The organism is Mycolicibacterium hodleri, assembly GCF_025822245.1.
Classification (GTDB): Bacteria; Actinomycetota; Actinomycetes; order Mycobacteriales; family Mycobacteriaceae; genus Mycobacterium; species Mycobacterium hodleri.
On sequence record NZ_JACKTL010000041.1, the window covers coordinates 21,474 to 43,031 of the forward strand.

Annotated in this window: 20 protein-coding genes and 1 tRNA gene; 15 read left to right on the top strand and 6 right to left on the bottom strand. The window is 63.0% G+C overall.

Annotated elements, in window-relative coordinates; all coding sequences use genetic code 11:
* Positions 1 to 945, top strand: a complete 945-nt coding sequence (locus tag H7J06_RS17600) for a cation diffusion facilitator family transporter (RefSeq protein WP_264040304.1) — start codon at positions 1 to 3, stop codon at positions 943 to 945.
* Positions 942 to 1,088 (top strand): hypothetical protein, encoded by a 147-nt coding sequence (locus H7J06_RS17605; protein ID WP_264040305.1) that lies wholly within the window; start codon positions 942 to 944, stop codon positions 1,086 to 1,088. Before H7J06_RS17600 ends, H7J06_RS17605 begins: the two co-directional genes overlap by 4 nt.
* Here the strand turns inward: H7J06_RS17605 and H7J06_RS17610 are convergent.
* Entirely contained in the window at positions 1,085 to 2,647 is a 1,563-nt protein-coding gene (locus H7J06_RS17610; RefSeq protein ID WP_264040306.1) for a phytoene desaturase family protein, read from the bottom strand. The two genes, H7J06_RS17605 and H7J06_RS17610, sit on opposite strands and share 4 nt — an antisense overlap.
* 54 nt (positions 2,648 to 2,701) lie before the next feature.
* Positions 2,702 to 3,304, bottom strand: coding sequence for a TetR/AcrR family transcriptional regulator (locus H7J06_RS17615; RefSeq protein WP_264040307.1), 603 nt, complete (start codon positions 3,302 to 3,304; stop codon positions 2,702 to 2,704).
* Positions 3,305 to 3,429: 125 nt separating this feature from the next.
* On the opposite strand from H7J06_RS17615, the gene H7J06_RS17620 reads away from it, so the two are divergent.
* Complete coding sequence (locus H7J06_RS17620) at positions 3,430 to 4,068, top strand: GAF domain-containing protein (RefSeq protein ID WP_264040308.1); 639 nt, start codon at positions 3,430 to 3,432, stop codon at positions 4,066 to 4,068.
* A gap of 174 nt (positions 4,069 to 4,242) precedes the next feature.
* Positions 4,243 to 5,610, top strand: coding sequence for a sugar transferase (locus H7J06_RS17625; RefSeq protein ID WP_264040310.1), 1,368 nt, complete (start codon positions 4,243 to 4,245; stop codon positions 5,608 to 5,610).
* 30 nt (positions 5,611 to 5,640) lie between these two features.
* On the opposite strand, the gene H7J06_RS17630 is transcribed toward H7J06_RS17625, so the two are convergent.
* The gene (locus H7J06_RS17630) at positions 5,641 to 6,711 is read right to left on the bottom strand and encodes a sensor domain-containing diguanylate cyclase (RefSeq protein WP_264040311.1); all 1,071 of its coding nucleotides are present in this window, start codon (positions 6,709 to 6,711) and stop codon (positions 5,641 to 5,643) included.
* 155 nt (positions 6,712 to 6,866) lie between these two features.
* Positions 6,867 to 6,931: transfer RNA gene (locus tag H7J06_RS17635), tRNA-Phe, on the bottom strand.
* Between the two features lie 423 nt (positions 6,932 to 7,354).
* Between H7J06_RS17635 and H7J06_RS17640 the strand changes: the two genes are divergently transcribed.
* Positions 7,355 to 8,644: a rolling circle replication-associated protein gene (locus H7J06_RS17640; protein WP_264040312.1), complete on the top strand. Its 1,290-nt coding sequence runs from the start codon at positions 7,355 to 7,357 to the stop codon at positions 8,642 to 8,644.
* A gap of 66 nt (positions 8,645 to 8,710) precedes the next feature.
* Here the strand turns inward: H7J06_RS17640 and H7J06_RS17645 are convergent, their stop codons facing one another.
* Entirely contained in the window at positions 8,711 to 9,970 is a 1,260-nt protein-coding gene (locus H7J06_RS17645) for a hypothetical protein (RefSeq protein ID WP_264040313.1), read from the bottom strand.
* A 218-nt stretch (positions 9,971 to 10,188) separates the two neighbouring features.
* Between H7J06_RS17645 and H7J06_RS17650 the strand changes: the two genes are divergently transcribed.
* From H7J06_RS17650 to H7J06_RS17695, 10 genes are all read left to right on the top strand, one after another.
* The gene (locus H7J06_RS17650; protein WP_264040314.1) at positions 10,189 to 10,557 is read left to right on the top strand and encodes a hypothetical protein; all 369 of its coding nucleotides are present in this window, start codon (positions 10,189 to 10,191) and stop codon (positions 10,555 to 10,557) included.
* 225 nt (positions 10,558 to 10,782) lie between these two features.
* Positions 10,783 to 11,286, top strand: a complete 504-nt coding sequence (locus tag H7J06_RS17655; RefSeq protein ID WP_264040315.1) for an excisionase family DNA-binding protein — start codon at positions 10,783 to 10,785, stop codon at positions 11,284 to 11,286.
* A gap of 367 nt (positions 11,287 to 11,653) precedes the next feature.
* Positions 11,654 to 12,742, top strand: a complete 1,089-nt coding sequence (locus tag H7J06_RS17660; protein ID WP_264040316.1) for a hypothetical protein — start codon at positions 11,654 to 11,656, stop codon at positions 12,740 to 12,742.
* Positions 12,735 to 13,574: a hypothetical protein gene (locus tag H7J06_RS17665; protein WP_308205805.1), complete on the top strand. Its 840-nt coding sequence runs from the start codon at positions 12,735 to 12,737 to the stop codon at positions 13,572 to 13,574. Before H7J06_RS17660 ends, H7J06_RS17665 begins: the two co-directional genes overlap by 8 nt.
* 51 nt (positions 13,575 to 13,625) lie before the next feature.
* Complete coding sequence (locus H7J06_RS17670) at positions 13,626 to 14,294, top strand: hypothetical protein (RefSeq protein ID WP_264040319.1); 669 nt, start codon at positions 13,626 to 13,628, stop codon at positions 14,292 to 14,294.
* A gap of 147 nt (positions 14,295 to 14,441) precedes the next feature.
* On the top strand, positions 14,442 to 14,822 hold the full coding sequence (locus H7J06_RS17675) for a TIR domain-containing protein (protein WP_264040320.1): 381 nt from the start codon (positions 14,442 to 14,444) through the stop codon (positions 14,820 to 14,822).
* Positions 14,819 to 15,298 (top strand): RipA family octameric membrane protein, encoded by a 480-nt coding sequence (locus tag H7J06_RS17680; RefSeq protein WP_264040321.1) that lies wholly within the window; start codon positions 14,819 to 14,821, stop codon positions 15,296 to 15,298. The genes H7J06_RS17675 and H7J06_RS17680 overlap by 4 nt, the downstream gene beginning before the upstream one ends.
* The gene (locus H7J06_RS17685) at positions 15,295 to 15,591 is read left to right on the top strand and encodes a DUF7701 domain-containing protein (RefSeq protein WP_264040322.1); all 297 of its coding nucleotides are present in this window, start codon (positions 15,295 to 15,297) and stop codon (positions 15,589 to 15,591) included. Before H7J06_RS17680 ends, H7J06_RS17685 begins: the two co-directional genes overlap by 4 nt.
* Positions 15,592 to 15,952: 361 nt before the next feature.
* Positions 15,953 to 17,866 (top strand): DNA methyltransferase, encoded by a 1,914-nt coding sequence (locus H7J06_RS17690; protein ID WP_264040323.1) that lies wholly within the window; start codon positions 15,953 to 15,955, stop codon positions 17,864 to 17,866.
* On the top strand, positions 17,863 to 20,793 hold the full coding sequence (locus H7J06_RS17695; protein WP_264040324.1) for a DEAD/DEAH box helicase family protein: 2,931 nt from the start codon (positions 17,863 to 17,865) through the stop codon (positions 20,791 to 20,793). The genes H7J06_RS17690 and H7J06_RS17695 overlap by 4 nt, the downstream gene beginning before the upstream one ends.
* Before the next feature lie 313 nt (positions 20,794 to 21,106).
* On the opposite strand, the gene H7J06_RS17700 is transcribed toward H7J06_RS17695, so the two are convergent.
* Positions 21,107 to 21,535 carry an NUDIX hydrolase gene (locus tag H7J06_RS17700; protein WP_264040325.1) on the bottom strand — a complete coding sequence of 143 codons (429 nt, stop codon included), beginning with the start codon at positions 21,533 to 21,535 and terminating at the stop codon, positions 21,107 to 21,109.
* Between the last annotated feature and the right edge of the window lie 23 nt (positions 21,536 to 21,558).

Genomic DNA, 21,558 nt, shown 5'->3' on the forward strand with positions numbered 1-21,558 from the left:
GTGGTGAAGGCCGAAGGCGACAGCACCCTTACCGTCGTCGTCGCGTTCGGCGCGAACCTCGTGGTCGCACTGGCGAAGTCGTTCGCCGCGGTGGTGTCCGGGTCGGCGTCGATGACGGCGGAAGCCGCGCACTCGTGGGCCGACACCGGCAACGAGGTGTTCCTCCTCATCGCCAATCGACGTAGTGTCCGCGAGCGCGACGACCGGCGACCGCTCGGGTACGGGCGCGAGGCGTACGTGTGGTCCCTGCTGGCCGCGGTCGGCCTCTTCGTCGTCGGTGCAGCCGTGTCGATCTGGCGGGGAGTCACCGAGCTCCTGCACGGTGACGGCGCCGGTGAGGACTACCGGTTGGCCTATCTGGTGTTGGCGATCGCGTTCGTGCTGGAGGGCACGTCGTTGTTGCAGTCGCTGCGCCAATTGCGAAGGGATGCACACACGTTCGAAAGCGACGTGCTGCAGTACGCCTTCGAGACGTCGGACCCCACGGTGCGGGCCGTCTTCGCCGAGGACAGCGCCGCGCTGGTCGGCATCGTCATCGCCTTCCTCGGCATCCTGTTGCATCAGGTCACCGGCGACGTCGTATGGGACGCGATCGGCTCCATGCTGGTCGGCGGCGTGCTGGGCGTGGTGGCCGTGATCCTGATCAACCGCAACAGGGTGTTCCTCACAGGCGAGGCCGGTCCGCCCCGGCTGCAGCAGGCGCTGCGCGACAAGCTGGCCAGCTTCCCCGAAGTCGCCTCCGTCCGGTTCCTGCGCCCCGAATTCATCGGGCCCAAGCAAATTTTCGTGATCGCAAGCGTCGACCTGGTCGGCGACGCCGTGGAGTCGTCGATCGCGCGTACGCTGCGCGAGCTCGAGCATCGGTTCGAAGACGACGTGCCCTACGTGGTGGAGGCCGTGCTCACCGTTTCCGAGCCCGACGACGCGGGTATCTCCGGTACGTGAACACAGAACCCCAGACCAGCGACTCCGATTCCGGCCCCGAAGCCGCCAAGGACGTCCAGAGTGACCCCGCCAAGGGCGCCGAGGACCGAACGGACTGGTCCGACGAGGGTGGCGCCACTCCGACGGGACCCGCCGACGACTAACTGGCGTCGGCGAGTGCCTGCGCGGCGGCGTTGTATCCGGGGATGAAGGTGATTCCGGGACCGCCGTGGCAACCGGCGCTGCCGAGGTACAGCCCCTCGACCGGGATCGGCAGGTCGACGAAGCCGCGCGGCCCAGGCCGGTTGGGCCCCATCTGCTCCGGATGGATCAGGCCGTGACAGTAGTCCCCACCCGGTGCACCGAACATGGTCCCCATGTGGCGTGGTGTGAAGGTGGTGTGGCGGATGATCTTGGACTCGAAGTCGGGTGCGACGCGGGTGATCTTCTCGATGACTCGCCGACCCATCTCCCCCTTGAGGTCACCGTAGGACGCGTGTTCGTAGTCGAGCGGGAACCACATCGAGAACGCCGACATGGCGTGCTTGCCCTCGGGGGCCAAGCCGCTGTCGTGCACCGACGGGAATTGCATTGCGACGGCCGGGTCTGGGGGAACGATCCCGCGACGGCTGTCCTCCCACTGCCGCTGAAGTTCCTCGGGTGTGCTGAAAAGACCGATCGCCGACTGCATCTCGGGGTCGTTGAGTGTCTCGTACGGCGCCGCGAAGGTGGGCATGCCGTCGAGCGCAAAGTGCATCTGTAGGTAGCTGCCGCGGTGGTCGACGCGGGCGAAGCGGCTGCGGACGTCCGGCGGCACGAGGTTCGAGTCGAGCAACGTGGTGATGGAGAGGTCGGGCGCGACGGCCGAGACCACGATGTGGGCGTCGACCGTCGACCCGTCCTCGAGACGGACGCCGGTCACCCGGCCGTCGACGACGACGATCTCCTCGACCTTGCTGCGCAGCCGGAGTTCGCCACCGTGCTCGTGAAGCCCGTCGACGAGATGCGCCGTGAGAGCGCCAATTCCGCCGCGGAACTTCTTCATCAGCTTGGCGTTCTCGTCGGGCATGGCCAGTCCGAACGCCAGGGCCGCGGCACTGCCGGGGGTGGCGGGCCCGCGATAGGTGGTGTTGACGGCGAGGAACGACAGCATTCCGCGCAGGGCGCCGTGCTTCTCCGCGTCGGGAAGATAGCGGTCCAGCACGTCGAGCACCGAGCCGAACAGCATGTCGCTGATCGCGGCGCGCTCGAATTCGTTCTCGGCACAGGCGAACATCTCGTCGATCGTTTTGGGGGCGACACCTGCGTCGAACCGCCCCAGGGCGCGGGTGGGTCCCTGGCTCCACGCCATCAGGCCCGCCATGCCGTTGACAGCCTCGGCGCCGTGCACGTCGTCGAGGTGGGTCAGTAGTTTGAGTGGGTCGGTGTAGTAGACGACGGGTTCGTCGCCGATGCCCCGCAGTGACACCGACATGACGTCGAGGTCGACGGTTGGCAGCGCGTCGAGGCCCAGTTCGTCGCTGACCTTCGCCGACGTCGGGAACTGCAGCGAGCCGGCGATCTCGAATCGATAGCCGTCGAAAAGCTCTACGGTGGAGGCCATTCCACCGGCGTAACGCTTGGCGTCCAGGCACAGGGTGCGGACGCCGGCCTTCTGCAGAAGCACCGCCGCAGCCAGACCGTTGTGCCCCGCCCCGATGACCACCGCGTCGAACTGCGCCATCGTCCGAGGCTGACACGGCGGTGGTGTTTTGTCAATTATGACAAAACATCGGTATCACTGTCCGCCGATGCCCGCCGCCACGGTCTCGAGCGCCGTCCGGGACAGCCGCGCCAACTCCGGCAGCGACCGGTCCTCGCTCAGCATCCACACCTCCATCGCCCCGAACACCCCTGCGGCGATGCAACGAGCGGTCACGGTGATCCGCAACCGGTCGTCGGTAGTGAGCGCCGGCTGCACGTCGCGCAGCAGATACTCCTCGACGGCCCCGGCGAAGTCGGACTCCACCTGACGGATGTGCCGCACGATGCGGGCCGGATCCAGTTCACGGGTTCGCAACTCGGCGATCTTTGGCATCGCGGCGGTGTCGTACGGCGCCGCCATCACCGCGGAATGCACTGCGTCGACCAGTGATTCAGCCGGCCCGCGACTGGCCAGCGCCGCCCGGAACCATTCGAGCCCGGCGTCGTAGTCGGCGAACAGCAGGTCGTGCTTGGAGGTGAAGTGGCGGTAGAAGGTGCGCAGCGAGACACCGGCGTCCGCGGCGATCTGCTCGGCGGAGGTGTCCTCCACCCCCTGCGCCAGGAACCTCACCAGCGCGGCTTGTCGCAGCGCCTCGCGAGTGCGTTCGCTGCGCGCGGTCTGCGCGGGTCGGACCATCTGGCTAAATTACCTCGACACCTTTGCGTGCTCCTCGGCGCGGCTTGCCACCACCACCGGTTGAAGTTGCCGTCAATTTTTGCTGGCTAACGCGCTTAGGCCACCTGGGCGCCTATCATCAACGGGTGAGTGACCCGACACCGGAGGCGGACGTCGACGACGGCCGCTACCTCGACCGCGAGGCCGCCCGGCGATTGATCGCGGGCACCGTCTCGTTCAATCCCGTGGTCCGGGAGTTGATGGGTCGCATCACCGAGGACAACGGCGGGCTGGCTCGGCTACTGGGACTCGTCCTCGCCGACCCCGACCGGCTAACCGCGCTCGACAACGCGGGCCTCCTGGACGGTGCGCCACGGGTTGCCCTCGACCAGTTCGCGGAGCTCACCGCGGAGGCCCTGGGCGTGCCGTACGCCGCGGTGTCGATCCTCGCCGAGGACAGGCAAATCCGCCTGGGTTGCAACGACCCCACCGTCGGCGACGACAGGTCGATCCCTCTGGAGGAGTCGATCTGCAAGTACGCCGTGGCCAGCGGCCAACCGTTGATCGTCGACGACATCACCCAACACCCGTTGTTGGCCGACCATCCCATGGCGCTCAGCGGAGCCATCCGCGCCTACGCCGCCTTCCCTCTGCACGACGACGGCGGCAACGCGGCCGGCACGCTGTGCGCGTGGGACGACCACCCGAGGCGGTGGACGGGCGGGCAAATTCAGATTCTCGAGGATCTGACGGCGGCCGCGCGCGCAAAGGTGTTCGGCGCGTGAAGCCATGACGCGAATGGGCAGCATCGGACGGGACCGGGGGGAACGATGATCACACTGCAGGGCCGCACGTCGTCGTCACCGCCTGCGCCAAAGCACCCACGGGCCCAGCCCCGTCGACGACGGCGGAGCCTCAACGAGCTGGCGAGGACCGACCCGCTCAGCACGATCATCACGGTGACGATCGACGTGGTCGCCGGCTCGTCCGGCGTCGCCCTGGGCGCGTGGTGGGGTTTCTCCACTGAACCGACCAGCCCCCCGGTGTGGCTGTGCGCCCTCTACACCCCGCTGGTCGTCGCCACCCTGGCGTTCCGCAAGGCATACGCGCGCAGGCTGAACCGACGGTTCCTCGACGAGATCGGGCCCGTCCTCACCGCAACGGCGCTTGCGGCCATCTTGCTGCTCACCCTGATGGTGTTCGTCAACGCCCCCGGGCACATCGGCGGAGTGATCGCCAAGATGTGGGTGTGCGTCGTCGTCCTGATGCTGCTGTTCCGACTGATCCGCGCGGAATACCAACGGAGCCTGCGACGGCGCGACCTCCTGCTCTCCCCCGTCATCGTGGTGGGCAACGGGCGTGTCGCCTATCAGATCGTCGAACGGCTGCGCTCCAGCCCACAACACGGGCTGAAGGTCGTCGGGATGATGGACGCCGAACCGCCCTGGGCGGGAATGGATTCCGACGGAGTCACGCCCCCGGTTCCCTACCTCGGCTCACCCGACGACGTCGACCGGATCATCCGAGACACCGGTGCCGAGGGCATCGTCATCGCGTTCTCCCTCACCCAGGACCAGCTCCTCACTCCCGTCGTGCGCATCGCCCACCGGCACGGACTTCGAGTATGGGTCGTGCCACGGATGTTCGACTCGGTCGGCGAGAACGTTCGGGTCGAGCACGTCGGCGGCCTGCCGTTGCTCGCCGTCCCCCACACGAATCCTCAAGGCTGGCAGTTCACCTTGGGCAAGCACGTCGGAGATCGCGTCATCGCCGCGGTGGGGCTGCTGCTGATCTCACCCGTTTTCTTGACGCTGATGCTCCTGGTGCGGCTCAGTTCGCCGGGACCGATCCTGTTTCGGCAACCCCGCGTCGGGCGCGACGGGCAGGTGTTCGACTGCCTGAAGTTCCGGTCGATGCGCGCACCGCTGCCCACCGACGCCGACTTCGAAGTCGCGTCCGGCAGTGCGCCCGGTGGCGTCGAAGGTGTGGACCGACGCACGGCGATCGGCAAGATCATGCGCCGCACGTCGCTGGACGAGTTGCCCCAGCTGCTCAACGTCGTCAAGGGCGACATGAGCCTGGTGGGCCCGCGACCCGAGCGACCGGAGTTCGTCGCGCTGTTCGACGCGCAGATTCGCCGTTACGGCGAGAGGCATCGGGTCAAGGCCGGCGTGACGGGGTGGGCGCAAGTCCACGGGCTGCGCGGCCAGACCTCGATCGCCGACCGCGCGGAATGGGACAACTACTACATCGAGAACTGGTCGTGGGCACTCGACATGAAGATCCTGATGCTCACGGTGCTCGCCGTGATGCGCCGGGCGGAGTGAGCCAGACCGCCCTTGCGGAGGTTGGCGCCGTCAGATCGCAAGCCGTGGCTGCGGTTTGCCCTTCTTCTCGGCGTACATCAACCCGTCGGCCTCGGTGACCAGTTGCTGCAGCGTCTTGGTGTCGTCCGCGGCGACATGCACCAGTCCGACGCTGACCGACAGGTGATACCGCCGATCCGCCGCCTCGTTGAGGGCGAGGAAGGACTCCAGCAACCGCGCCTTGAGCAGGTGTGAATCAGCGTCGGTCTCGGTGACGAGGACGCAGAATTCGTCACCGCCGGTTCGTGCCAGCACGTCGGCCGGAGCGAGCACCGATCGAAGCGTCCGGGCGACGTCGGCGATCAGCGCGTCACCCGCGTCGTGCCCTTCGTCGTCGTTGACCTGCTTGAGACCGTCGACGTCGAGGAACGCCAACAGACATTCCTGGCCGCGGTCGCGGGCGGCGCTCAGAGCGGCCTGCCCTAGAGCGTTGAAACCCCGCAGATTGTGCAACCCGGTCAACTCGTCGGTCAGAGACAGTCGACGAATCTCGGCGTTGGCCTGAGACAGCTCGGCCGTGCGGTCACGGACCCGCTGCTCCAATTCGGAGATCATCTGGACGTGGGCCATCGCGACCGAGGTCGAGTCGGCCAGTCCTTGCAGCAGCGCCACTTCCTGGGCCGACGGCAACCGTTCGCGGGCCCAGTAGGCCCCGATCGCGCCGACCGGCTCCAGGCGGCGGATCGGGACCATCACCAAACTCTTGACGAACGTCGTGCGGTAGGCGTCGTGTGGAATCCGGTCGTCTTCGTAGACGTCGGGGATCACCACGGCTTGCCGATGCAGCATCGCCCATCCGCCGATGCAGGATTCCATGGGAAACCTGCTGCCCTTCCACAGCCGAGCGACGGCGTCCTCGTCGACGTAGACGCACGTGCCATCGTCCCGCAACACGAAGGTGGCGCCGTCGCAACCGAGGATCTCGCGCGCCGCCGACCGCACGATGCGTTGGACGTCGGCCAACTCCTGGGCGAGGGAGAGTTCCTGGACCGCCACCAACAGTCGTTCCATGCCGTGGACGTAGTCGACGCTCGACGGATCCGAGGTGAGCGATCCGCCCATGCCTACCTCCGTCGGGCCAGATCGCAGCGGTGAGACGAGTCGTGAAAATCAGCGGAAGCGTAGCACCGCCGTTTACTCTTGGCCGGGCCGTCGCGAAGGCCGTAAGACGTCGACGCCACGAGGGCGGACGCTCGAATCGACCGGTGATGATGAAGTGGCCAGGGCCGGGATCGAACCGGCGACCTTCCGCTTTTCAGGCGGACGGGATAGCCACTGACCTGCGGTTTATCTGAGTCTATGCGTCGTATGCGCCGCATTGAGCTGCGCTGACGCATTCAGTCTGTCCGGCGAACGGACATAAACCGGACACGGTGCTTGCACTCCTGACCAGGAGCTTCCGTGCTGCCGCTTGCGTTGTGGGCGGCGTCGAGGCCTCCGGGGAGCAGGCACCCCGATGCCGAGCATCGCATCATCAACAACCGGCGCGACACCATCGGCGGGCGGCTCATCGGCACCTGATGGACCGCCATCCGGACGCGGTTCCGCGGGTGCCTCGGTGGACGGGAGGTCGCGAGAGCCCGAGGCCGCCAGGCCGCAGGGCGGGAGAGCGACAGCGGTCGGCCGTACGTCGACCGAGGCACCCGGCCTCAACCCGGCCTCGGCCGACGGGCTTGTTATATGTGCCGAAAATGTCCGCGACTCGGTGGACGACGGGACCGCGACCGGCGAGCTGCGGGCGATCGACGCTTTGGGGCTGCGGTTCCCTACGCCCGAGATGGTCACCGAGGCCGCGGCCCTGTTCAAACCGGCGGCACCGTGGGCCTCTGGTCCTGGTCGTCGCGGCGTCGAACCTGAATCCGGACGGTTTCGGATTTCTATCGGTCCTGGTGTCGTGCGGCTCGGGTGGACCAATCCTGTCCGGGCCGAAAAGACCGCCGAACGGTCGGCCAGCCATCACCAACGGGATGTTGACGAAGCGAAGTTCCGTGTCAGAAGAGACCTCGAAGGCAACGTCGGGCACGGTGATCGGGCCGTCGGGTCTTCGATCCGACGGAGTCTTACGGGAAGCGACCAGTCCGGTTCCGGCGGTGTCATCACCGAGTGGTCCCGGAAATCACGGTCTTCGATGTGCCGTACCTTCGCCGAGCTTGATTACAGCCCGCTGGTCGAGTCTGGCCGTGTCCCGGCGATGGTCACACTCACCTACCCCGGCGACTGGGAAGCCGTCGCTCCAGATGGAGCCAGCGTAAAACGGCATATGGTTTTGTGGCGCAAACGCTTTCAACGCGAGTACGGCGAACCGGCCCGCTACATCTGGAAGCTGGAGTTCCAGCGTCGCGGTGCCCCACATATTCACCTGTGGTTGACACCTCCGACCTCACCAGGACGATCAGGTCGGGGCTTCGCGCAATGGTTATCCGAGACGTGGGCGCAGATCGTCGACCATCCTGATGCCGAGCAGAAGGCGCGGCACCGGCTGGCCGGGACTGCCATCGATGTGCGGAACGGGCTGAAGGCCTGCGACCCCAAACGGTTGGCGATCTACTTCACCAAGCACTCGTCGCCGAACCTGCACGGCGACAAGGAATATCAGCACATTGTGCCCGAGCTGTGGCGGCAACCCGGACGCGGACCCGGTCGGTTCTGGGGTGTGTACGGACTCAAGAAGGCGATTGCGGTCGTCGAGGTCGGCCAGGACGCGTACCTGGCCGCTCGGCGGATCGTGCGGCGGTGGTCACGTAGCCAAGCGGTGTACGGCGACTCGGGCAGCCGCTTCCCCACAGCCGTGGTGCCGCGCACGGCCACAGTGATGGTTCCACGCGTTGACTGTGAGACCGGTGTTGTGGCCTATCGACGGGCTCGACGACGACGACCTCTCTGCAACCAAGGTGGGCTGGCCGGTGGATACGCACTCGTGAATGACGCTCCAGCGTTCGCCGCCCAGCTTGCGTGCGCGATACACGATTTCGAGAAACTAGGTATGTCGTCTTGATCGTGGCCCCGACGTTTCGCCGAATTCGGCCTTAGGCAATATCGACGCGCTGCGCTGGACTCAGCTTTACTTGCGCCGTAACCGTGTTCGGACGGAGTCTCTGAGGTCAGCGGTTTTGTCTCTGGCTGCATCAGTCAAATCGATTGCTCTGGCCTTTGCCGAGTCCGCCAGATCCGTGGCCTTGTCTTTGGCTACGGTGGCGCCGTTTGACCCGGTCGCCAGCGCTTTATCCACCACCTCGCTCGCGGCCTGGCTCCATCGCTTCGCATCGCTGGTCGCGTCGCCGGACTCGATGCCGAAGCGGTCGCGAAATGTCACCACATCCGTCGCGATCTCTTTGCTCGACCGAACGGCCGCTGGCGCGTCGCGCGGATTGAGCAACACTTTGGAGTTCGCCTTGCGGATCGTCTCATTCATCTGGGTCAGTAGGCGGGCGGTGCTGTTCGAGATGAGGTCCAGCCGCTTTTGACGAGCCTTGGCGAGGCCCAGACGGTGACTGTCGAGATCCTGGGGCGCGGAGTCGAGCACACGGTCAAGTTCCAGCATGGCCATGCCGTCCTGGAGATGGAAACAGCGCGCTAGCACCGCTAGCCACTCACGCACCGCGGGTTCTGCCTCCTTCGTGGCCTTCGCGATCTTGCCCGGGTTGCCTTGCGTCTCCAAGGTCCCGGCGATGCCGTCGAGCTGACGTATCGCGTACGCCTGAGTTTCCACGAGCACCGAGGCACTTGACTGGATCTTTGACCAAGTGATCTCCGAGACGCGCCCGACCTGGTTACGGACAGTCAGTGCTTCCTCGATAAGGAGGTCGACGGCGATGATCTTGGCGAGAACCGCATCTTTCTGATTGCGCAGGATGTTGTCGACCTTCGCGTTGATCTCCTGGAGATACTCAACGATCTGATCCATCTGCTGCTGCATTGCCTGCTGCTGCATCATCGCCGACAGCGCGGACAGCGCCATGGGTCCGCTAAGTAATGCCGTCGGCGCCTGCGCGATCTGAAGCCACTGCTTGACCTCACCAGGCTTCCCGATCATCGCGTGACTAACGCCCGGGGTTTTGGTCGCCATCAGGCCGTACTGCTTTACGGCCTGGGCAGACTCCGCGGTCAGCTTGACCCAGCGGCCCGAGTTTGCGGCAACGTCCGAGCCGACTCGCACTGCCGTCCCACTGGTACCGGCGAATGACGAGAGACGGCGGACATCCAGCTCCTTCGAGGGAGCCGTGCTGAGGCCTTGGTCGAGTAGGAAGCGCTCGACATCGGCTGAGTCACCGATCACGGCCAAACCGTCGCCGTCGGTGACCAGTTCGATCTGGTTACTCATCTTTCTCCGCTGAGTGGAGCCAATGGGTGGTCTTAGGTTTGCCTCGCCGCCACACGGTACCCGTGGGCGCCGACACCACTGGGGCAATTGAGATTGCCTGCGGCATCGGTGCACGGCGTTCCGGATCGACGGTGTCCATACGACCAGCACGGCGCTATGCGAACTCTGATCGGTTGGGGCGTAGCTGTACTGCAAGTCCGGACCTTAGGGTTCCGAACATGGCTGCTTCTCCACCACAATTCCGTTCACCGGCACGACGGCCACCAGCCTGGCAACGCTGGGTGCTCAACGCGCTGCACAACTTTGACCTATACACGATCGACGACTGGGCGGTGCTCATGAAGAGCCACCTCGAACGATCCGGCGGCGCCACCCCAATGCAGACTGCTCGCTATACCGTCGACGCACTGCACTACGTGCAGAGCCTCAGGCGTGCAACCGGAATCCTTGCCGCGCAGGGGAACCCGGCGGCTCGCTACCAGCTGGCCGATGCCGCTCTCGACCTAAGGTCCGCTCTCGACAGGCTTCATGAAGCACGCGACGAGCTGCTGAAAGCCGCTGGCTCCGACCGCGTTACTTACGATTAACGGTGGGCAACTGTCCGTGTGACGAAGCAGATTCGCGCCATGTTGACCTGCCCGTTGAACGAGAACGGCAAAGCGAGTCGTCGTTGATGCCGGGTGCGGCACCAGTTCACATACGGCCCGACGTTTACCCTATTTTCGTAACTTTCGTAACTCCGCTACACTTGGTCGCGTTCTTGCGGTGGGATTAGTCGCGTTCCTGCGGTGGGATTAAAGGAAGTGAGACCCATGAGCAGCGCGTCCGCGGACATTCTTAACCCGATTCCGGCCGACGCCAATGGGCTTGCCGATGTCCTCAGCTTCATCGAGGCGCACGAGGCCCGTCACGGGACCTCTCCTGAGCCTGCCTTCTTCCTGTCCGGAGCGAGCGAACACGACCGCGTCGAACTGACCGAACAGCTTCACGAGGTCCTCAAACGTGCCGCCCACGCACTCAGCCACGGCCAGTCGATCAGCATCCTGACCCGCGACCAGGAAATCTCCACCCAGCAGGCCGCCGAGATCCTCGGCCTGAGCCGCCCCACGGTGGTTCGCCTTATCGATGACGGCGAGTTAGACGCCCACGTGCCCGGCACGGTCCGACGCAAGCTGCGGCTTGCCGATGTCCTCGCCTACCGCGAGGAGCTTCACGCCCGGCGCAACCGATTCATCGCCGAGAGCTCGGAGGAGTTCGCGGACGCCGACGCCGACGAGGTCGCTGAATCACTCGCCGAACCGAAACGTAAGCGTTGACCGTCAGCGGCGTCTGAAAGACTCGCCCACGTGTATAGCGGCGCGCAGGACCTCGCTCTGACAAGTTCCTAGAGGCCGAGGTTCGGGTGTTCAGTTTCTGAACACCCGAGGTCGGATCTACCGACATCCATGCACGGCAAACGATGTCACAGCTTCCACGGCATCACGTTGCCAGCGCAGGCTTATGCAACTGAACTGTTCGGGTTAAGAGTCGGTTCCGGTGGCAACGGAATACCGTCATACCGCGAACACGCGCGAAGTTCACTCAGCCTGCATGCCGTATGACATGGGCAGATTCACCTCGTTCGGGTAAATCCCTTGTTCCGCAACCATCGGAACAGGTATGTTTTCCGAACAGGAGATACTCATGACTGAACCAATCACTGCACCGCCGGGCACGGAGGCGGAGATCTTGACCGAGTGCACCGAACTACTCCGCGATCGTCTACCTGACGACTGGCGAGTCGACATTCAGAGACCTCCGATGGACGCCGCCATAGACGCGATCCTGGCACTCACCGCGCCCTCGGGTGAGCAGGTTCGATTCCTCGTAGAGGCGAAGAGGCTACTCGTCGGCCGCGACATTCCCAGGGTCTCGGAACAGTTGCAGTGGGCAGCAGATCGCGAGCTCATCGACACCAAGACCATGGTCATGTCCCGATACCTCGCGCCCCCAGTTCGCGAGCGGCTGTCGCAGGGGAACATGTCGTTCATCGACGCCACCGGCAACATCTTGATCCAGTCGTCACGTCCCGCGCTATTCGTTCGCGACCGAGGCGCCGATAAAGATCCATGGCGAAGCCCAGGCCGGCCGCGCGGATCGCTGGCAGGTGAGCCCGCCGCTCGTGTAGTCCGGACACTCATCGCAAAGCGGGGGCCCTGGTCGGCACGTGATCTCATCGGCGCGTCCGGCGCATCCACCGGCGCAACGTACCGGGTGTTGGAGTTCCTTCAAGAAGAGGGGCTGGTGCAGAAGATGGGAACGGACTACGTCCTGAAGGGCTGGCCAACCCTCCTACGCCGATGGAGTCGTGACTACAGCTTCTTCCGCACCAACCGCACATCGAGCTACATCGAGCCTCGCGGCCTAGAAGCGCTGCAGAGCAAAGCTGCCAACTCTCAGTACTCGCAGTACGCAATAACCGGAACGATCGCGGCGGCCCAGTGGGCGCCTTACGCTCCCGCCCGCGCGGCGATGGTCTACGTCGATGATGCGGCGCGCGCAGCAAAGGAATGGGGCCTACGGCCAGCGGATAAGGGCGCAAATGTGATTCTCGCCGAACCTAAGTACGACGTCGTGTTCACCGGAACCGGTACCAATCGCGACGGTGCGGTCATTGTCGCGATTGAACAGGCGGCAGTAGACCTACTCACGGGTCCGGGCCGAAACCCCTCCGAGGGAGAGGAACTCATCTCATGGATGGAGCGCAACGAAAGTGATTGGCGCCGTGGATGATTTACTCATCAAAGCCCGTTCAGCCCTGCTGGACGCCCTCGAAGCCCTGACGGAACAACACGATTCGATCGTCGTGGTCGGCGCGCAGGCCATCTATCTGCACAGTGGTCAGGCGGATGTTGCGATAGCCGAGGCAACGAAGGACAGCGATCTGGCAGTGGACCCGCGGGAACTCCCCGACGACCCATTGCTTGAGAACGCGATGAAACGAGCAGGCTTTTATCCCAATGTGAACGGCCAGCCTGGCGCGTGGGTGAACCCCGCAGGCATCCCGGTTGATTTGATGGTTCCTGATGCGTTGTCGCAAGGCGGTAGGTCTCACCGCGGCGCCCGAATCCCACCCCACTCCAACCAAGCAACAAGGCGGACTGTCGGCTTGGAAGCCGCCGTGGTCGACAATGAGCTCCGCACGATATCTGCGCTCGACCCTGACGACACAAGGACTTTCGAAGCACAAGTTGCCGGTCCAGCAGCTCTCCTGATTGCGAAAGTCCACAAAATCCACGAACGGCGTGACCAACCCGACCGCCTCAACGATAAGGACGCTCACGACGTCTACCGCTTGCTCGTGGCAACGACCGACATGGCTGCGCTCGGCTCAAGCTTTCAGCGCCTACTGTTCGACCCGGTCTCCAAGAGGGTGACCGAGCGGGCTCTCGATTGGCTGCTCGTTCTTTTCGCTGACGGCCCCGATGCACTCGGCTCGGTCATGGCAGGTCGCGCCGAGGAAGGGATCGGGGACCCCGACCTGGTGGCAGCCTCCGTTGCCGCGATCGCCGCTGACGTGCTCGCAGCCGTTGCAGACGTATCCGGCGGTGGATCGTCGGCCTAACCGGTTGGCGTCTCAACCGGGCTCAGTTGACAAGCAGGAGGATCACACTCGATGACGTGGCTGTCAGCCGCTCTACCGTACGTCGGCGGGGGCGTTCTTGGCGCCGCGGTGATGTTTGGGCTGACCTGGGTTCGTGAACGGCGACGCACCCTCGACGCTTACCGCGCTCCACAGCGGCAAGCTATCGGCGATATCGTCGCCGCGACGCACGAGCTCATGCTGCGCGAGCTCGAATCGCGGACCGCCCAGACCGAGATGATCCAACACATTCGCCAGGGCGCACTTCCCACCGGGCAGCTCGTAGGGCAGCTTTGGGCCACCGCCGCAGCGCTCGGTCGAGCGACTCTCGACGCCGAACGGGCGCTCCAGATTGGAAGATTGACCATTGTCGACGCGCCGTGTTGGGAAGCGATGGGCGCCGCCTACGTCGCGCTCAACAAGCTGCGTCGCGCCATGGCTGCGAGGGTTGACGCGCCCGATATGCAAAGCCCTGACGAGATAGCCCGCTACGTCGAGGACATCAGGGTGCTCGCGAATGAATACAACGAAGGCGTCCTGGCGCTGGTAATCGCCGCAGCTGACCGACTATCGCCAGCGGAGACCATGCACAACCGCCGACTACGACGCGCCGCCCGGCGCCGGTTGGGCGAGCGCTTCGGTAGTGCAACTGGTGAACTGCAGTCCACAGACGAACCGCAGCAGCCGCAAGACACCGAATGAGCAGACGTTCGCGTCGAACTGCGCAACCCATGGTCCGCCGGGACGGGCCGCGAAACGCGACCGCAACTTGTCGGGGGCCTCTGGCAGTGTCATTCGGTAAGCCGGCCGCGATGCCCGGGACGACTTCCAACCCAAGGAGAGCGCAGCGTGGTGCAACGAGCCTTCATCAGCTTCGACTACGACAACGACGCACGGTTGAAGGACCTGCTTATCGGCCAGTCGAAGAATCCCGACTCACCGTTCGAGGTGCACGACTGGTCGATCAAGACGGCCTCGCCGACCTGGCGTGACGAGGCTCGGCGCCGCATCCGTGCGAGCGGGTTGGTGATCGTCCTATGTGGCAAGTCCACCCATCTTGCGACTGGTGTTGGCGTAGAGCTCGGCATCGCCCAGGAGGAGGGCGTGGACTACTTCCTCCTCGCTGGATACAAGGAAGGGTCGACCCGCCCGACGACGGCGAGGGCGACCGACAAGATATACGACTGGACCTGGGAGAACCTCAAGAAGCTGGTGAGCGGCGGGCGATGAGCGAGCCACGCGAAACTCCACTGGACCCGCAGGTACTGGACATCTACAAGCTGGCCGTCGAGATGGCGGACCGCGTTTCCGCGCGGCGTGCGGTGGCCAATGCCTTCTTTCTCACGGTAAACACCACGCTGGTCGCGGTGGTAGGCCTGTCGACGACTCAACCTGACTCCACACTGCGGTTCGCCGCCGTGTGCCTAGCCGGCGTCGCCGTGTCCGTCTGCTGGTGGCTCCTGCTCCGTGTCTACCGAAGGCTCAACTCCGCCAAGTTCGCGGTGATCAACCAGATCGAGGCCGAGCACCTGCCGGTCAAGCCGTACACCGACGAGTGGGCGGAGTTAACGCCTGGCGACCAGGCGACCTCCCGTCGCAATCGGCTCGGCAAGGCATTCCGGGAACTGGGCGACGTCGAGCGCATCGTGCCGATAGTCTTCGGATTGCTGTACATAGTTCTGCTGGTCGGCAGACTGGTGGCATGAGCTACCTCGACACCGACGCTGAGCTGATCCGGAGCTGCTTACCCACTGGGACCGGCGTACCCGAGGACTCTGACGACCTGTTCGTCCTCTACGCCGTGCTCATGCGCGCCAAGGGTGAAAGCACGCAGGCATCCGATGTGCACGACGCCTGGTCGGCGTGGATGTCGCGCAGCGAGCCAGAACATGAGTCGATCCGCCCCTACGACGAGCTGTCGCCGTCGGTCAAGAAAGAAGACGCACCGTTCCTCGCAGCGATACAACGCGCCGCACGAAACCGGGCCGGGCGTAGCTGACTCCCGCGCGGTTGCCTTGGGCGATCGGGGCAGACCCCCGACCTGCGTCGTGGTTTGCCACTTCCCGTGGCTCGAATCATTAGGCTCGCGCTGTGAACTTGGTGAAGTGGACGGCGCGCACGGCTGACCACGGTGAGATGTTCACGCCGCCGTGGATGGTCGACGCGGTGCTCCATCTTGTGAACGGCGAGGCGGAACGAGTCGACTCAGGCTTCCTTGCGCCCGCCTTTGTGCGAAATTCCGATGGCTCACGAGACATCCGATTTCCTAAACAGCGCTATGGTGCTTCGCGAGGCAGACGACAGAGGACAGAATCCCGAAGGCAACTGCTCGCTGTGCGGGCCATCGAAGGGGCACATTGATGAGCAAGTCTCTGTTGGAGCAAATGCCAGGCATCGTGTCCGCTGGGAAACGCCAAGCGCAGCAGATCCTAGAACAGTTAGAGGGTCGGAACCGCGTAACGCTTCAGACGCGAGAACTTGTCATTCCAACGAAAGACACTGCGAGCGTCGATCTGTTCCGGAATTTTCACGACAGCGAGGCCAGCGGCGGCGATATTGCTGCTGACCAAGCGCAACCCAACAGGCTGATCTACGGCGACAACCTTCTCGCGATGGCCGCGCTGCTAGCGGGAGATACGGACACCCCAAGCATGAGGGGCAAAGTCGACCTCATCTACATCGACCCACCGTTCGATTCAAAGGCCGACTACCGCACCAAGATCACTCTGCCCGGTGTGACTATCGACCAAAAGCCCACAGTGCTCGAACAATTCGCCTATTCGGACACCTGGTCCGACGGGACTGCGTCCTACTTGGCGATGATCACGCCAAGGCTGGTGCTCATGCGAGAATTGCTATCTGAACGAGGATCGATCTACGTTCACCTAGATTGGCATGTCGGTCACTACGTGAAGCTCTTGCTCGACGAGGTGTTTGGCAAGCAGAACCTTCGCAACGAGATCGTTTGGGCCTATTACGGTCCCGGCAGCCCGGGGATGCGACAGTACAACCGAAAACACGACGTTGTGTTCTGGTACTCAAAGACTGACGAGTGGATCTTCAACGACGATGCGATCAGGGAAGCGCACAGCGAGAAGACGAAGGGCAACTTCAAGACTGGCCTCGCCGGATCGGGCTTCGTGGTCGAAGGGTACGAGCTTGCCACCGGCAAGATTCCAGAGGACTGGTGGACCATGGCGATTGCGGGTCGCTACCCGATTGACGGCAAGAAGCGGGTGGGATACGCAACTGAGAAACCTTGGCCGCTGATCGAGCGCATTATCAGCGGTAGTTCGGATAGCGATTCGATCGTAGCCGACTTCTTCGGCGGTTCCGGCGTGTTCGCCGCAGTTGCTGAATCCCTCGGAAGGCGTTGGCTTACAACCGATTTGGGAAAACCATCGACTATGGTCATGCGCAAACGGCTGATCGACATAGATGCAAAGCCATTTCTCTACCAGGCGATTGGCGACTACCAAGTCGAGCAGGCGAGATCAACGCTAGGCCGTTCATTCCGCGTCGGGGACCTTGCAAAGGTTGTCCTCGATCTGTATGGCGCACTTCCGCTTCCGCCAGAGGAGAACGTGAATGGAAGTCTTGGTCAGTTGCCGAACACGCGGTCGCTCGTGTTCGTAGACAGTCCTTCGAAGCTCACGACAGCCTCAACTCTCCGACGGGCGCAAGGCTATCGCGATAGCAAGCTCGGAGGCTTCGACCGGGTCGTTGTGCTCGGTTGGAACTTCTCAGCTGGCATTGGCCAGGACATTGCGGCCCTGCAGGATCCGAACCTCGAGGTGTTGGTAATTCCACCAGATCTGCTCGACCGCCTAAAGAAGAAAGGTGCTGACAAGTTAGCGAGTGAAGTGCGATTCGCGAGCCTGCAGTACCTTCAGGCCGGGTCTGCCTCCCGAAAGGTAACGAAGGACGGTGAAGAGCTCCGCGTAGAGCTCGAAAACTACGTGTTGCTGTCACCTGAAGCGATCAATCTCGATGAGAAGAATCGTGCCGCTCTGCGCGAGGTGATGAACGCTGAACCCCTTGCACTGATTGAATACTGGGCTGTTGACCCAGACTACGACGGTGAAGTTTTCCGGTCAGTCTGGCAGGACTACCGCGGCAACACGGACAACGACGATGATCCGCTGCGCGTCGTAACGTCTGCTCAGCTGCTCTTGCCGCGGAGGGATGGTCCTCGGAGGGTTTGCATACGTGCGGTTGATGTTTTTGGCTTCGAATCGGAGGCCGTCATCGACAAGTTGGACATCGACCGATGACTGAGCGCCTTGATCCCTTTCCGCTGGCCACAGGGCTTGCCGCTCGCGTGGGTGATCAGATCGCTGACTTGGTCGCCGGCGGTCGGCCGGAGCTGCTTGAGAAGGTCACGCCCACAACGGCTGAGCTGCTCAAATTCTGGTTTCAACAGGACTACTGCGACGTTCGCGCACTCAACTTCCATGAAGGGCAACGCGCTGCAATCCTGCACGTCATCTACGCCCACGAGGTGATCGCCGCGCGAACTCTGCGCCAACTGTATGAGGCTGTCGCGGGCGAAGCAATGCTGGAAAGCGGCGTACTTGGCGAAGTCACCCGAGAACGCCATGCGCACCCGAAGTATGCGGCGAAAATGGCTACCGGCACTGGGAAGACTTGGGTGCTGAACGCTCTGCTCGTCTGGCAGTACCTCAACAAACTCACGAATCCCCGTGATGAACGGTTTACCGCCAACTTCTTGGTCGTCGCTCCTGGATTGATCGTCTATGACCGACTGCTGGATTCGTTCCAGGGCAAGACCATTGACGGCGATCGTGACTTCACGACCAGTGACATATACCAGCAACGAGATCTATTCATCCCCGACAACTTCCGGACTCCGGTATTCGGATTTCTGCAGTCTTCCGTCGTTACCAAGGCCGAGATCGGTCGGAAAGTAACGGGGTCTGGGCTTATTGCAATCACGAATTGGCATCTGCTGGCAGGACAGGAGGACCCGGACTTCGTAACGGAAGTCGGAGACGTCGATGCTCCTGGGCAGGACATCGATCCCAAGGCAGCAGTGGAGAGCTTCTTCCCGCTGACACCGGGCACCAACGCAGGCAACTCGCTGGACACCCTAGATCGGCGATTCCTCCGTGGCGGCCCGCTACAAGCACTCAAAGACCTACCAGATCTGTTGGTATTCAACGACGAAGCACATCACATCCATGAGATTCGCAAGGATGACGAAGTCACAGATGTCGAATGGCAGAAGTCTCTGTCTGAGATCGCCTCCACGAAGGGGTCACAGTTCATTCAGATCGACTTCTCAGCCACGCCGTTCAACGAAGTTGGTTCGGCGAAGAAAAGGAGCCGCCAGTACTTCCCCCACATCGTGGTCGATTTCGACCTCACCTCTGCCATGCGTGCAGGGCTAGTCAAAGCACTCGCGCTGGACAAGCGCAAGGACGTCGCCTCATTGCCCCTGGATTTCAGGGCTGAACGCGACGAACAGAACCGCGTAACCGGGCTATCGAACGGGCAACGGGTGATGCTTCGGGCGGGATTGAAGAAACTGCAAATCCTCGAAGGCCAGTTCGTCGACACCGACCCAGACAAGCATCCGAAGTTGCTTGTGATTTGCGAGGACACCACGGTCACACCGTATGTCGAGGAGTTTCTGCGCACTACGGGCTTGGCAGCGGACGACGTCCTCAGGGTCGACTCTGGGCGTAAACAGGAGCTTGGCGTGAAGGATTGGGAACCGCTCCGTGAAAGGCTCTTCGATGTAGATCGGCATCAGCATCCCAAGGTGATCGTCTCAGTGTTGATGCTCCGGGAGGGCTTCGACGTCAATAACATTTGTGTGATCGTGCCCCTTCGGTCCTCGGAGGCATCAATCCTTCTTGAGCAGACAATTGGGCGCGGCCTTCGACTCATGTGGCGCGGCAACGATGCAATCGACGAACTGAAGCGCGAAACGCGTGAGCGGATCGCACGGCGGGAAGAGCCGACCAACTACTTCGATGTGTTGTTCATCGTTGAGCATCCAGCGTTTTCGCAGTTCTACGAAGACTTGCTTGGCGGAGACCTCGTCGGCGAGGTCGGCGATGATGCTGACTCCACCTCGGCAACAGGGGATCTTGAGCACGTCGACCTCCGCGCGGGATACCAGGCCTACGACTTCGAAGTACCCATCATCGTTCGTGATGCCGACGAGGAACTCAGACAGCCGAGCGTCGATCCGATGGCATTGCCGTCGAGCAAGTACCAGGTGGACTGGCTCGTCCAGCAGATTGGCAAAGGCGACAGATTCGTTTCTCAGGACGCTCAGACAGGTACGCAGTATGGGGACTACCGGGTCGACGGCGGAATCCTGACAGCCACCGGTTACAACGATTACCTATCGCGGATGACCAACCGGATCGCGGAGGCACTCGGGCGGAACCTGACCAGTAGCGCAGGCAAGTACAAAGAGATCAGCCAGTTTCCGATCATGCAGGCTTACAAGCCGCTCCTGACGGGATGGCTAGATACTTACATCAAGCACCGGCTGTTCGGGAAGGACTTCGACCCACTCGCGGAGGAGCACTGGCGAGTCCTCCTTCTCGACGATGTTGCTCATGATATCGCTGGCGTGTTCGCAACCAAACTCACTGAGCTGCAAGCGAATCAGCCAACAGCGGATGCCGTCGTCCAGTACCGGATGTTGTCGGAAGTCAAGACGATTCCCGTCCGCGCCAGCGCGAGTGTCGACGTGAAGAAGTGCATCTACCCCAAGCTTCCGATCCCCTCAAAGAGTGGTGGGTTGGAGCGACTGTTCCTGGAGTGGGCCGACCAAGACACCCAAGTTGAAGCGCTTGCCAAGATCCATGAGTACCGGCACGACTTTCTCCGACGGCCCTACTTGAAGGCAGACGGGATGCCAGCGCAGTACTCGCCAGACTTCCTGGTGCGAACGGACACTGATGTCTACGTGGTAGAGACGAAGGCGCAGTCAGCTCTGAGCGACGAGAACGTCAAGCGCAAGCAGCGCGCTGCGCTGGCCTGGTGTGAACAAATAAACTCGCTACCTGGGCACCAACGCGCAGACGTTGCGTGGAACTATGTGCTGCTCGGAGAGTCGATTGTCCATGATTGGCATGGAAAGAGCGCGCGCGCAACAGATCTCCTAGATTACGCGAGGCTGCGAAGGAGCGGCGATCCAGCGCAGGAAACACTCCTCTAAAATTGGCGTCACGAGCGCGCAAGGGTAGCGGCGCGCGTTAGCCGCTGAGTTCGGTCTTCTGCATCAGTCCCGATCCACTGCGATCCTCGGTGGGGTGCCAGCTGATGGTGATTGTGTAGTCGATCGTCTGCGCGAACGTGAGTTTGAGTTCGTCGATCGAGACCTGGGTCCGTTTCCGTCGGTCTCGGGGAAGTAGTCCTCGCCACCAGCGTTGGGAACCGGATTGGCGGACAGCGCCACGTAGTACTTTGGAGTGACCGTCAGGTTGACGAGACAGTAGTCGAGGTCGACCCGAAGAGGACGACGGCAAGGGTTACACCCGGAGGAGATTGACGCCGTCATGCGCCCGTGACTGCGGCGACTCCTCGAACGCGTCCAAGACACGCACTCCGAACGCCGGCACCATTACCGACTGCACTTCTTCCTTTGCCATCCAACGGATTTCACGCGCTTCCTCGGTGGCGTGAGGTTCGCCACCGGTTGGCCGGCACCGGTAGACAAGTGCGACGATTCCATGCGTGAGATTCTTATAGACACCAGTGAGGCGTTCGACTGACACGACGAGTCCAGTTTCTTCGAGCACCTCACGCTGGACGCCAGCCTCGAATGATTCATCGAGTTCCAGGACTCCACCGGGGGCTTCCCAATGGCCGTTGTCGTCGCGCTTGATGACTAGGACCCGGCCGTCGTCGCGGATCACAATGCCGGCGACGCTGACCGAGTGTTTCGGCGTGGTGCCCATGCGAAACTCCATGCTTGAGGGGT